Here is a 13,507-nt window from a genome sequence, read left to right as displayed (position 1 = left end):
GCCGCCCGCGGCCCGGATTCAAAGCCGGAACTTGCCCACCATCTGTTTGAGACCGTGCGCCTGATCGTCGAGCGACCTTGCAGCCGCGGTCGCCTGCTCGACGAGCGCGGCGTTCTGCTGGGTGCCCGAATCCATTTGTGCGACGGCGAGGTTGATTTCCTCGATACCGGCGCTCTGTTCCGACGAAGCCGCCGAGATTTCGCCCATGATGTCGGTTACGCGCTTGACCGCCTTGACCACTTCGTCCATGGTCTGGCCGGCGTCCTGGGCGAGCGTCGAACCGTTGCTCACGCGCTCCACCGACGTGCTGATCAGTCCTTTGATTTCCTTCGCGGCGGCCGCGCTGCGCTGCGCGAGGTTGCGCACTTCGGCGGCGACCACCGAAAAACCGCGCCCTTCCTCGCCGGCCCGCGCCGCCTCGACTGCCGCGTTCAGCGCCAGGATATTCGTCTGGAACGCGATGCCTTCGATCACACCGATGATGTCGCCGATGCTGCGCGCGCTGTCGTTGATCTCGTTCATCGTCGCGACGACGCGGCTCACCACTTCGCCGCCCTTTTCCGCGATCTCCGACGCGTTGTTGGCCAGCGTGCTCGCCTGCTTCGCGTTGTCGGCGTTCTGCCGAACCGTCGAGGTCAGTTGCTCCATGCTGCTCGCGGTGCGCTCGAGTGCCATCGCCTGCTGCTCAGTGCGCTTCGACAGATCGAGGTTGCCCATCGAGATTTCGCCCGAGGCCGTCGCAATCGCATCCGCGCTCGACGCAATGTCCGACACCGTGGTCGCAAGACCGCTTTGCATGTCGTGCAGCGCGTACAGCACGCTCGACTTGTCTTTACGCCCGAGCGTGATGTGATTGGACAGGTCGCCCGCAGCGATCCGGCTTGCGATTTCCTTCGCGTAGGCCGGCTCCCCGCCCAACTGGCGCGCGAGGCGCCGCACCACCCACTCGCTGATAAGGGCGGCGAGCACGATCAGCCCGACGGTCATGACCGCCAGCATCACGAACGACGAGTGATAGATGAAGCCCGACGCGTCGATGGTCGCCTTGGCGGCGGTGCCGCGCTCTTTCACGAGTTCGTCGACGAGCTTTTCGAGCTTGCCGGTTTCGACAAGCAGCGACACGTCCTGCGTGCCGACCTGCCAGTTCATCTGCGAAAGGTCGAGCGGCTGCGCTTTGACGAGCGTCACGAAGTCGCGCAGATGCGTGCTCCACACGGTGACCGCGGCGGCGAATTTCTTCTGATGCTCGACGGCCTGCACGTCGGACTTGTCGACGTACTGTTGCAGCGTGGCGGTTTCCGCCGCGAGACCGCTCAAGCCTTTGTCGATGTCCACGCCGAGTTCGTCGCGCTCTTTCGCGGTGGTCGCGGTCAGCAGCATTTTTTGCGCGCGGCTTGCGCGCAGCATGTGGCCGCGGGCTTCCTCGGCGGCGCGGCTCGCAATGTGGCCCTGATCGTAGATGGATTGCGCGGAGGCGTTCAGGCGGCTGATCTGCGCAAGGGAAAACACGCCGATCGCAAGCGTGCCGATCAGCAGCACCGCGAAGGCGAGGCGCAACATGGACTTGACCGAGAGCCCCTTGAGCCGCACGACTCGCGAACGGCTGCCCTTGCCCTGCGACGGCAACCGGCCCGCCGCCCCTGCGTCCGCAACGAAGCCCGCGCTCTTACCGCTGCCCAGCGAAACTGCTTTCATATTCCCCGTCCCCACGTTCTTGAACCTGCCGCAAAGGTCTGTTCCCGGCATTACTTCTTTTCTCTCCGGGTCTACGGCATTGGCGCCCGCGATCTTTAGCGCAGTTTGTCGCAATGCCGATCTTGTTTCGCCCGGTCCTCGGCGCGCCGCTTTGTGAGCGCGCGCCGCGCCCGTTTTATACATGGCCAAAAATCGGTCCGTCCGATTTGTATGTGGACGCCGCTGCGACCACGCCGTGTCCGATTCTCGACAAAACTTGTCCTTACATTTCGGCCAAGCCACATTAAACTGCGACAAATAGCTGAGCACGCGCGACGCCGCGTCGTTATGCCGCAACGACGCAAACCCTGAGCGCGACGCGCGCGCCCAGCTATTGCCCCTTCCTCTTCCTTACAAAAGCGCATGGAAACCAGCCTCGATAAACGCGCCATTGCCAGCGCGTCACCCTTGACCGGCGGCGCCGCGCCGGCCGCCGCAGCTTCGAGCGCCACGCCGCTCGCCGGCCAACCGGCCGCTAAAGTGCAGCGCACGGTCTATTCCGTGCTCGGCGCGATCAGCTTTTCGCATCTGCTCAACGACATGATCCAGTCGTTGATTCTGGCCATTTATCCGATGCTGAAGGACAACTTCTCATTATCGTTCGGACAGATCGGCCTGATCACGCTGACTTATCAGATCACCGCGTCGCTGCTGCAACCGCTCGTCGGCATCTATACCGACAGGCATCCGAAACCTTACTCGTTGCCGGTCGGCATGGGCTTCACGCTCGCCGGCCTGCTGCTGATGTCGATGGCGCCCAACTTCGGCGTGCTGCTAGTGGCGGCGGCGCTGGTCGGCTGCGGCTCGTCGGTGTTTCATCCGGAATCGTCGCGCGTGGCGCGCATGGCCTCCGGCGGGCGCCACGGACTCGCGCAGTCGCTCTTCCAGGTGGGCGGCAATGCGGGATCGTCGCTCGGCCCGCTGCTCGCCGCGCTAATCGTGATTCCGCATGGCCAGCGCAGCATCGCGTGGTTCTCGGTAGCGGCGCTCGTCGCCATTGTCGTGCTCACGCAGATCGGCCGCTGGTACAAGCAGCATCCGTCCGTGAAGAAGGTGCGCAGCCAGACCGCTCACGCGACGCTGTCGCGCAATCAGGTCATGTTCGCAATGGGCGTGCTGATCCTGCTGGTGTTCTCGAAGTATTTCTACCTCGCCAGCATCAACAGCTATTTCACGTTCTATCTGATCGACAAGTTCCATCTGCCGGTGCAGGCGGCGCAGATCCATCTGTTCGTGTTCCTTGCCGCCGTGGCCGCGGGCACCATGATCGGCGGGCCGGTCGGCGACCGCATCGGCCGCAAGTATGTGATCTGGGCGTCGATTCTCGGCGTGACGCCGTTCACGCTGCTGCTGCCCTACGCGAACCTGTTCTGGACCGGCGTGCTGACGGTAATCATCGGCGTGGTACTCGCTTCGGCGTTCTCCGCCATTCTCGTCTATGCGCAGGAACTGATTCCGGGCAAGGTCGGGATGGTCGCGGGGCTCTTCTTCGGCTTCGCGTTCGGGCTCGGCGGCATCGGCGCGGCAGTGCTCGGTGAACTCGCCGACGCGACCAGCATCGCGTACGTGTACAAGGTCTGCTCGTTCCTGCCGTTGATCGGCGTGCTCACGGTGTTTCTGCCGGATGTGGAAGGCAAGCGAGCGAAGGCGTGAGACCAGCGGGTTGCTAGCAAAGTCCGATGCATGAAGACAAGGCGCTGCGGCGCCTTTTCTTTTGGCGCCGCCGGGTCCACCTGTGCCGCTCATGGTGAACCCGCGTTGTCCGCCACGCGGCGCGTACTCTATGCTTCTTTCACGCGCCTCACGTCTTGCGCGGCCGCCATGCGCGGTCGCGTCGCGCCATGACCTTTGCCCACCCGCCCCCGAAGGATCGCCGCAGATGACCCGCTACCGCGACTTCCACCGCCGTTCTATCGAAAATCCCGAGGCGTTCTGGCGCGAAGAGGCGCGGCGCATTCATTGGCAGACGCCGTTCGACACCGTGCTCGACCGCTCGAACCCGCCGTTTGCGCGCTGGTTCGTCGGCGGGCGCACGAACCTGTGCCACAACGCGGTGGACCGGCATCTCATTGAGCGTGCGCAGCAGAACGCGCTGGTGTACGTGTCGACGGAAACCGGCATAGAGCGGCGCTACACCTATGCCGAGCTGTACGCAGAGGTAAACCGGATGGCCGCGGTCATGCGCTCGCTAGGCGTAAAGCGCGGCGACGTGGTGCTCCTCTATCTGCCGATGATCCCGGAAGCGCTCTTCGCAATGCTCGCTTGCGCACGCCTCGGCGCAATTCACTCCGTGGTGTTCGGCGGGTTCGCGGCGCCGAATCTGGCCGCGCGCATCGACGACGCAAAGCCGGTGCTGATCGTGACCGCCGACGCCGGCGCGCGCGGCGGCAAGGTGATCGACTACACGCCGCTCGTCGACGAAGCGCTCGCGCGCGCGGCTCACAAGACCCCGCGCGTGCTGCTGATCGACCGGCAACTCGCGCCGGAACGGCTGAACGCCAACTATCTGGTCGACTACGAACCGCTGCGCGAACGGTTTTTCGACGCACACGTGCCCTGCGAATGGCTGGAATCCAGCGAACCGTCATATGTGCTCTATACGTCCGGAACCACTGGCAAGCCGAAGGGCGTGCAGCGCGACGTGGGCGGCTACGCGGTCGCGCTCGCGGCGTCGATGGAATATATCTTCGAGGGCAAGGCGGGCGACACCATGTTCACCGCATCGGATGTCGGCTGGGTGGTCGGCCATAGCTATATCGTCTACGCGCCGTTGCTTGCAGGGCTCACCACCGTGATGTACGAAGGCACGCCGATTCGCCCGGACGGCGGAATCTGGTGGCGCCTCGTCGAGCAGCATCGCATCAATCTGATGTTCACCGCGCCGACCGCGCTGCGCGTGCTGAAAAAACAGGACCCGGCGCTTCTGAGAAACGCCGATCTCTCGAGCCTGCGCACGCTGTTCCTCGCCGGCGAGCCGCTCGACGAACCGACCGCCTCATGGATTGCCGACGCGCTCGGCAAACCGGTGATCGACAATTACTGGCAAACCGAAACCGGCTGGCCCATGCTCGCGATTCCGCGCGGCGTCGAGGCGCTGCCCACCAAACTCGGTTCGCCCGGCGTGCCGTCCGCCGGCTTCGACCTGGTCCTGCGCAACGAGCTGACGGGCGAGCCCTGCCCGCCCGGCGAAAAGGGCGTGCTCACGCTGAACTATCCGCTGCCGCCTGGCTGCATGTCCACGGTATGGGGCGACGACAGACGCTTTGTCAGCACCTACTGGTCGAGCATCCCGAACCAGCAGGTGTATTCGACCTTCGACTGGGGCATTCAGGACGAAGACGGCTACGTGACGATTCTCGGCCGCACCGACGACGTGATCAACGTCGCCGGTCATCGGCTCGGCACGCGCGAGATCGAGGAAGCGCTGTCGAGCCATGCGGCCGTCGCCGAAGTCGCCGTGGTGGGCGTGGCCGATCCGGTGAAGGGTCAGGCGGCGATGGCCTTCGTGGTGTTGCGCGACGCGCAGGCTTACGCGGATGCCGGCACACGCACGAAGCTGCAAGCCGAACTCGCTGCCACGGTCGACCGGCAGCTCGGCGCGATTGCGCGGCCTGCGCGTGTGGTGATCGTGTCGATGCTGCCGAAGACGCGCTCGGGCAAGCTGCTGCGCCGGGCCATCGCGGCGCTCGCAGAGGGGCGTGAGCCGGGCGAGTTGCCCACTATCGAAGATCCGGCTGCGTTGCAGCAGGTGCGCGAGGGGTTGGGCGCGTAGTGGACTGGAGCGGTGGGGCTTTCGGTAGCTGCGATGAGGCGGCTTAGCGGCTTAGCGCTTAGCGGCTTAGCGCCTGAGCGCGTGAGCGCCTTAGCGCCGTCTCGCTCACCGCGCCGCGCCTAGCATCACCTCGCGCCGCGCGCCTGCAGAAAGCGCGCAAGAATCGCATTCGAATACGCCCCCGCGATCTCAGTGAGAAACGAGACGAACGACGTGGGCGCGTGATCGTCGGCGGTATCGGAAATGGTACGCACCACCGCGCACGGCACGCCGTACTCGTGACAGACCTGTGCGAGCGCCGCGCCTTCCATCTCGACCGCGAGCGCATCAGGCAATGCTTCGCGCAGCGCCAGCACACCCGCCGAACTGGCGACGAACTGGTCGCCGCTGACAATCAACCCGCGATGCACGCGCGGCTCGCGTGTGCCGAAACGCGCCGCCGCAGCCGCGCCCTCTTCCGCTACGAAACGCTCGCAGGCTTCAGCCAGTTGCGCGGCGAGCGCCGCATCCGCGGCGAAGCGCGACATGCCGAGCAACGGCACCTCGAAGCGCGCAAAAAGCGGCGACGCGTCCATATCATGCTGCAACAGCGAGTTGGCCACGACGATGTCGCCGACTCGCACGCTGTCGCCGACACCGCCCGCAACGCCGGTAAAGACGACGGCTTCGACATCGAATGCGTGGATCAGCGCGCTAACCGTAGCCGCCGCCGCGACCTTGCCGACGCGCGCGAGCGTGACGACGCACGGCGCGCCGTGGACTGTGCCCAGGTGGTAATCGCGCCGGCCATGCGTGACGGTGCGCACGCCGGATTCGGCGCGCATTGCCTCGATCAGATCGCCGAGCTCCTGCGGCAAGGCCGCAAGAACGCCGAGCGGACGTCGCGAGACTTGCGAATTACCGGCCTGCGGATGTGGCTGCGGATGTGACTGCGAATGTGGCTCCAGGCGCGGCTGCGGATCGTCCCGCCCGCTGCCTTCACCCGTCATGGCAATGCCATCTTGAACGCCGCTCATTCGACCGCCTGCAATTTGGCGACCGCTAGCGCGAGCCATTTCTCGCCGTGGCGCTTGAACTTGACCTGCGCCTTGGCATCCGCGCCGCCGCCTTCCAGCGCGGTGATCGTGCCCTCGCCGAACTTGGTGTGGAACACCTGCTGCCCGACGCGAAAACCGGTTTCGGCCGCACGCTGCTCGTTGGCGAAAGCCGGCAGCGGCGCCGCCGGGCTCGCGGCGCCGCCGCCGTAGCCCTGCTGACGGTCGGGCCGCGCGAACCAGTCGCGCCCGTAGCCCGCATTGTCCGAGCGGCCGCCCCAACGCGCGCCCGCCTCGACCTTGGGCGTGAGCCATTTGAGCGTTTCCTGCGGCAGTTCGTCGAAGAAACGCGAGCGGATGTTGTAGCGCGTCTGGCCGTGCAGCATCCGGCTTTGCGCGAACGACAGATAAAGCCGCTCCTTCGCGCGCGTAATCGCCACGTACATCAGACGTCGCTCTTCTTCGAGGCCGTCCGATTCCATCGCGCTGTTCTCGTGCGGGAACAGGCCCTCTTCGAGGCCCGTGATGAACACCGCCGTGAACTCCAGACCCTTTGCCGCATGCACCGTCATCAGTTGCACGGCTTCCTGGCCGGCCTGCGCCTGGTTGTCGCCCGCTTCGAGCGACGCGTGCGACAGGAAGCCCGCGAGCGGCGTCATCGTGTCGGGATTTTGCGCGGGCTCGGCAATGCCGGGCGCGTCGAGCACGACGGTATTCGGGTCGTCGGTGGCGACGGCCAGTTCCGGCGCGGCACTCGCGCCGGGGCGCAGCGGAATGGAGCGCGCGGGCGTGTCCATGCCGTACCCCTCTTCGCTGACGAAGGCCGCCGCCGCGTTGACCAGCTCCTGCAGGTTCTCCAGCCGGTCCTGGCCTTCGCGCTCGTTCTGGTAGAAGTCGGCGAGACCGCTTGCGCGCACCACATATTCGACCGTTTCCGGCAAGCTCATCTGCTGCGTTTCGGCGCGCATCTTGCCGATCAGGTTGGCAAACGCCGCCAGGCTCGAACCCGCCTTGCCCGCGACGTATGGGATGGCCGCGGCCATCGAGCAGTTGTACAGACGAGCGGCGTCCGCGAGTTGCTCGATGGAGCGCGCGCCAATGCCGCGCGTCGGAAAATTGACGACGCGCGCGAACGCGGTGTCGTCGTTCGGATTGTCGATCAGGCGCAGATAGGCAAGCGCGTGCTTGACTTCCTGACGCTCGAAAAAGCGCAAACCGCCGTACACGCGATACGCGATGCCCGCATTGACGAGTGTGTGCTCGATCGTGCGCGACTGCGCGTTGCTGCGGTAGAGCACGGCGATCTCGCTGCGCGACGTGCCGGTGTTGATCAACGCCTTGATTTCCTCGACGATCCAGCCGGCTTCCTGCGTGTCCGTGGCGGACTCGTACACGCGCACCGGCTCGCCGTGACCGGCGTCCGTGCGCAGGTTCTTGCCGAGGCGCCGCGAGTTGTTCGCGATCAGCTGGTTGGCGGCGTCGAGAATATGGCCGTGCGAGCGGTAATTCTGCTCGAGCTTGATGAGATGGCGAACATTGAACTCGTGTTCGAAGTCGCGCATGTTGCCGACGTTGGCGCCGCGGAATGCGTAAATGGACTGGTCGTCGTCGCCGACCGCGAAAATCGCGTTGGTCTCGCCCGCGAGCAGTTTCAGCCACGCGTATTGCAGCTTGTTGGTGTCCTGGAACTCGTCCACCAGAATGTGGCGAAAGCGCGCCTGATAGTGCGCGCGCAGCGGCGGATTATGCGCGAGCAGTTCGTAGCAGCGCAGCAGCAGCTCCGGAAAATCGACGACGCCTTCGCGCTGGCACTGCTGGTCGTAGGCTTCGTAAAGCTCGACGAATTTGCGGTTGAAGTTGTCGGTGGCGTCGACGTCTTTCGGGCGCAGTCCCTGTTCCTTGGCGTTGTTGATGAAGTACTGGAGATTTTTCGCCGGGTACTTTTCGTCGTCGATGTTCAGGCCCTTCATCAGACGCTTGATCGCGGAAAGCTGGTCTGCCGTATCGAGAATCTGGAACGTGGCGGGCAGGCCGGCGTCGCGGTGATGCGCGCGCAGCATGCGGTTGCACAGGCCGTGGAAGGTGCCGATCCACATGCCGCGCGTGTCGATGGGCAAGAGCGCCGAAAGGCGCGACATCATTTCGCGCGCGGCCTTGTTGGTGAAGGTCACGGCCAGAATGGTGGCCGGCGACGCAAGACCGTGCTGGATAAGCCACGCGATGCGCGTGATGAGCACACGGGTCTTGCCGCTGCCCGCGCCGGCGAGAATGAGCGCGGGCTCGTTAGGGAGCGTGACGGCAGCGTGTTGTTCGGGGTTGAGATTGGCTAGCAGGTCGGGCATTTTTTCGGAGGGACGGCGGGGTGTTCGACATTATATGCCGCGGCGGCGGCGGGCTTTTCTTGACCTTTTTTGGGGCTCTTTCCGCTTTCTGGCTTGCGCAGGCCGTCGGGGTTCGGGCTCCCTGGCCTTTCCTGCGAACACACAACGCCAGGCGAACAAGAAAACCACCTCCGCCGTCAAATCCCAAAACAGGGCTCGCGCCCCCGGCGCCCTTTATAATCGAACATTCTCCGCATTTACCAGCCGATCGACACATGAGCGAGACCCCGAGCGACACCCATCCCGACACCCAGCGCGATATCCAGAGCGATACCCAGAGCGCCTCCACCCTTGCCAAGAGCTTCGAGCCCCACACCATCGAAGCCCACTGGGGCCCGGAATGGGAAAAGCGCGCCTACGCGGCGCCCTCCTTCAACGGGAACGGCAAAGACTTTTCGATCCAGCTGCCGCCGCCGAACGTCACCGGCACCCTGCACATGGGCCATGCGTTCAACCAGACCATCATGGACGGCCTCACCCGCTATCACCGCATGCTCGGCGAAAACACGCTGTGGGTGCCGGGCACGGACCACGCGGGCATCGCCACGCAGATCGTCGTCGAGCGGCAACTCGACGCCAAGGGCGTATCGCGCCACGACCTCGGCCGCGAGAAATTCGTCGAACGCGTCTGGGAATGGAAGCAGCAATCCGGCTCGACCATCACGAACCAGGTGCGGCGCCTCGGCGCCTCCATCGACTGGTCGCGCGAATACTTCACGATGGACGACAAAATGTCGGCCGCCGTGCGCGACGTGTTCGTGCGCCTCTACGAACAGGGCCTAATCTATCGCGGCAAGCGCCTCGTGAACTGGGACCCGGTGCTGCTCACCGCAGTGTCCGACCTCGAAGTCGTCAGCGAGGAAGAAAACGGCCACCTGTGGCACATCCAGTATCCGCTCACCGACGGCTCCGGGCACCTGACGGTCGCCACCACGCGTCCGGAAACCATGCTCGGCGACACAGCGGTAATGGTCCATCCGGAAGACGAGCGCTACGCGCAACTGATCGGCAAGACGGTCACGCTGCCGTTGTCGAACCGCGAAGTGCCGATCATTGCCGACGACTACGTCGATCGCGAATTCGGCACCGGCGTCGTCAAGGTCACGCCCGCGCACGACTTCAACGACTACCAGGTCGGCCTGCGCCACAAGCTGCCGCAAATCGAAATTCTCACGCTCGACGCGAAGATCAACGCGAACGCGCCGGAAAAATACCGCGGCCTCGACCGTTTCGAAGCCCGCAAGCAGGTAGTCGCCGACCTCGAAGCGCTCGGCGCGCTCGAATCGGTCAAGCCGCACAAGCTGATGGTGCCGCGCGGCGACCGTACCGGCGTCGTGATCGAGCCGATGCTCACCGACCAGTGGTTTGTGGCAATGAGCAAGCCGGCGCCCGAGGGCACGTTCAACCCGGGCAAGTCGATTGCCGAAACCGCGCTCGACGTGGTGCGCAACGGTCAGATCAGGTTCGTACCGGAAAACTGGACCTCCACCTACTACCAGTGGCTCGAAAACATCCAGGACTGGTGCATCTCGCGCCAGCTCTGGTGGGGTCATCAGATTCCCGCGTGGTACGGCGAAAACGGCCAGATCTTCGTTGCGAGGACCGAGGAAGGCGCGCGTGAGAAAGCGGCTGAAGCCGGCTACACCGGCCCCCTCAAGCGCGACGACGACGTGCTCGACACGTGGTTCTCGTCGGCGCTCGTGCCGTTCTCGTCGCTCGGCTGGCCGAACGACACGCAGGAACTGCGGCACTTCCTGCCTTCGTCGGTACTGGTCACGGGCTTTGACATCATTTTCTTCTGGGTCGCGCGCATGGTCATGATGACCACGCACTTCACCGGCAAAGTACCGTTCAACACGGTCTACGTGCACGGTCTCGTGCGCGACGCCGAAGGCCAGAAAATGTCGAAGAGCAAGGGCAACACGCTCGACCCGATCGATATCGTCGACGGCATCGGGCTCGACGCGCTCGTCGCCAAGCGCACCACCGGCCTGATGAATCCGAAGCAGGCAGCGTCGATCGAAAAGAAGACCCGCAAGGAGTTTCCGCAGGGCATCGCGGCCTTCGGCACGGACGCCTTGCGCTTCACGATGGCGTCCATGGCTACGCTCGGGCGTAACGTCAACTTCGATCTTGCGCGCTGCGAGGGCTACCGCAACTTCTGCAACAAGCTCTGGAACGCCACGCGCTTCGTGCTGATGAACTGCGAAGGCCACGACTGCGGTTTCGGCAAGCCGGAACAGTGCGGCGAATGCGGGCCCGAGGGGCATCTGCATTTTTCGTCGGCAGACCGCTGGATCGTGTCGCTTCTGCAGCGCGTGGAAGCGGAGGTCGCCAAGGGTTTTGCCGACTATCGCTTTGACAATGTGGCCAACGCCCTATACAAGTTTGTGTGGGACGAATACTGTGACTGGTATCTCGAACTCGCGAAGGTGCAGATCCAGACGGGTCAGCCGAACCAGCAGCGCGCCACGCGGCGTACCCTGCTGCGCGTGCTCGAGACGGTGTTGCGCCTCGCGCATCCGGTGATTCCGTTCATTACCGAGGCGCTGTGGCAGAAGGTTGCACCGTTGGCCGGGCGTTATCCCGCGGGCAAAGCCGAGGGCGAAGCGTCCATCATGGTGCAGCCGTATCCCGTTGCCGAGATGTCGAAGATCGACGAAGAAGCAGAGCAATGGGCGGCCGACCTGAAGGCGGTGATCGATGCGTGCCGGAACCTGCGCGGCGAAATGAATCTCTCGCCGGCAGTGAAGGTGCCGCTGCTCGCCACCGGCAACGCGGAGCGTCTTGCCACTTTCGCTCCGTACGCGCAGGCACTCGCCCGTCTATCCGAAGTGCAGATCATTGCCGACGAGGCAACGCTCGACGCGCAGGCAGATGGCGCGCCAATTGCTATCGTAGGGAATGACAAGCTCGTGCTGAAGGTGGAGATCGACGTCGCGCTCGAGCGCGAGCGTTTGTCGAAGGAAATTGCGCGGTTGAGCACGGAAATCGTCAAGTGCAATGCCAAACTGCAGAACGAAAGTTTCGTCGCGAAGGCGCCGCCCGCAGTCGTCGAGCAGGAGCAGAAAAGACTGGCGGAATTCGAAGCGACTGTCGGCAAGTTGAAAGCGCAGTTCGCGCGCTTGCCGGCCTGATCGACGCTCCACGCCCGCCCGCGCGGCGGGCACGGACTGATAGCTAAACCAGAGGACTCAGGGTAAATCACATGCTAAAAGTTACAAAGGCGGTATTTCCGGTAGCAGGTCTTGGCACCCGGTTCCTCCCTGCCACGAAGGCAAGCCCGAAGGAAATGCTGCCCATCGTCGACAAGCCGCTGATTCAATATGCGGTGGAAGAAGCGATGGCGGCCGGCATCACGGAAATGATCTTCGTCACGGGCCGCAGCAAACGCGCGATCGAAGACCATTTCGATAAGTCGTACGAAATCGAGGCCGAACTCGAGGCACGCGGCAAGGACAAGCTGCTGGAACTCGTGCGCAGCATCAAGCCGAGCCATGTGGACTGCTTTTACGTACGTCAGCCGGAAGCGCTCGGCCTCGGCCACGCGGTGCTGTGCGCCGAGAAGCTGGTGGGCGACAACCCGTTCGCCGTCATTCTGGCCGACGACTTGCTGTACGGCACGCCGCCCGTCATGACACAAATGATCGAGGTGTTTGACCACTATCACAGCTCGGTGATTGGGGTTGAAGAAATCCCGCCGCAAGAGACCAAGTCGTACGGTATTGTGGACGGCAAGGAGTGGGAAGACTCGATCATCAAGATGTCGGGCATCGTCGAGAAGCCGGAGCCGAGCGTGGCACCGTCGAACCTCGGCGTGGTCGGCCGCTATGTGTTGAAGCCGCGCATTTTCGACCACATCCGCGCGATCAAGCCGGGCGCGGGCGGCGAATTGCAGCTCACGGATGCAATCCAGTCGCTGCTCGCCGACGAACAGGTGCTCGCGTACAAGTACCACGGCACGCGTTTCGACTGCGGCAGCAAGCTCGGTTATCTGAAGGCAACCGTCGAATTCGCGCTGCGCCATCCGGAAGTGGCAGCGGATTTCGAGGAATACCTGCGTACACGTTCGCCGGTGCTGGAAGGCTAAGGCTTCGCCTCGCGCAAGACCCGGCCGCGACCTCGCGCCGGGCACAAACGGAAAAGGCGCTGTGCTCCGCTTTGGCGGACACAGCGCCTTTTGTTTGGGAGTGCCCGAGGTGAGAGCGAAATGAGCGCGAGCCGGGCGCCGAGTGGGCGCGTCCGCCGCAGTGCGACCGCTCCGAGCGCTAGCGGCGCTTCATCAGAAACGTGAACACTTTGTCGTGCGCCGAACTTTCGACAATCTCATTGCCGGTCTGCTTCGCGAACGCGGCAAAGTCGCGCTGCGAGCCCGGGTCGGTGGCGAGCACCTTGAGAATCTGGCCGCTTTCCATGTCGGCGAGCGCCTTCTTGGCGCGCAGGATAGGCAGCGGGCACATCAGCCCGCGCGCATCGACTTCCTTGTGAACCTGAATTTGCATCGACGATGACCTTCGGGACGAGGCGCCGTATGCGACGCCGGACAGAGGCTGAAATTCTACCGCAGCCTCCGCCGCCTTGCCGGC

At 64.1% G+C, this 13,507-nt stretch carries 8 protein-coding genes; 4 read left to right on the top strand and 4 right to left on the bottom strand.

Annotated elements, in window-relative coordinates:
- Nucleotides 1-18 precede the first annotated feature (18 nt).
- The gene (locus F757_RS0108205) at nucleotides 19-1,695 is read right to left on the bottom strand and encodes a methyl-accepting chemotaxis protein (protein ID WP_027210987.1); all 1,677 of its coding nucleotides are present in this window, start codon (nucleotides 1,693-1,695) and stop codon (nucleotides 19-21) included.
- A 402-nt stretch (nucleotides 1,696-2,097) separates the two neighbouring features.
- Here F757_RS0108205 and F757_RS0108195 point away from each other — a divergent pair, with 402 nt between their 5' ends.
- Both F757_RS0108195 and F757_RS0108190 read left to right on the top strand, forming a co-directional pair.
- Entirely contained in the window at nucleotides 2,098-3,387 is a 1,290-nt protein-coding gene (locus F757_RS0108195; RefSeq protein WP_027210986.1) for an MFS transporter, read from the top strand.
- Nucleotides 3,388-3,613: 226 nt separating this feature from the next.
- Nucleotides 3,614-5,506, top strand: coding sequence for a propionate--CoA ligase (locus tag F757_RS0108190; RefSeq protein ID WP_027210985.1), 1,893 nt, complete (start codon nucleotides 3,614-3,616; stop codon nucleotides 5,504-5,506).
- A 125-nt stretch (nucleotides 5,507-5,631) separates the two neighbouring features.
- Here F757_RS0108190 and F757_RS0108185 read toward each other — a convergent pair whose 3' ends face one another.
- On the bottom strand, nucleotides 5,632-6,522 hold the full coding sequence (locus tag F757_RS0108185; RefSeq protein WP_027210984.1) for a 5'-methylthioadenosine/adenosylhomocysteine nucleosidase: 891 nt from the start codon (nucleotides 6,520-6,522) through the stop codon (nucleotides 5,632-5,634).
- Nucleotides 6,519-8,882 carry a UvrD-helicase domain-containing protein gene (locus F757_RS0108180; RefSeq protein WP_027210983.1) on the bottom strand — a complete coding sequence of 788 codons (2,364 nt, stop codon included), beginning with the start codon at nucleotides 8,880-8,882 and terminating at the stop codon, nucleotides 6,519-6,521. The genes F757_RS0108185 and F757_RS0108180 overlap by 4 nt, the downstream gene beginning before the upstream one ends.
- Before the next feature lie 254 nt (nucleotides 8,883-9,136).
- On the opposite strand from F757_RS0108180, the gene F757_RS0108175 reads away from it, so the two are divergent.
- Together F757_RS0108175 and galU are read left to right on the top strand one after the other, a co-directional pair.
- Nucleotides 9,137-12,058 (top strand): valine--tRNA ligase, encoded by a 2,922-nt coding sequence (locus tag F757_RS0108175; protein WP_027210982.1) that lies wholly within the window; start codon nucleotides 9,137-9,139, stop codon nucleotides 12,056-12,058.
- A 71-nt stretch (nucleotides 12,059-12,129) separates the two neighbouring features.
- Nucleotides 12,130-13,011, top strand: a complete 882-nt coding sequence (gene galU, locus F757_RS0108170) for a UTP--glucose-1-phosphate uridylyltransferase GalU (protein ID WP_025600553.1) — start codon at nucleotides 12,130-12,132, stop codon at nucleotides 13,009-13,011.
- Between the two features lie 178 nt (nucleotides 13,012-13,189).
- Here galU and F757_RS0108165 read toward each other — a convergent pair whose 3' ends face one another.
- On the bottom strand, nucleotides 13,190-13,417 hold the full coding sequence (locus F757_RS0108165; RefSeq protein WP_025600552.1) for a sulfurtransferase TusA family protein: 228 nt from the start codon (nucleotides 13,415-13,417) through the stop codon (nucleotides 13,190-13,192).
- Nucleotides 13,418-13,507: the final 90 nt, after the last annotated feature.

Origin of the sequence: Burkholderia sp. WSM2232, assembly GCF_000472545.1 — a bacterium.
GTDB lineage: Bacteria > Pseudomonadota > Gammaproteobacteria > Burkholderiales > Burkholderiaceae > Paraburkholderia.
This window is presented reverse-complemented; position numbering and strand designations above follow the sequence as displayed.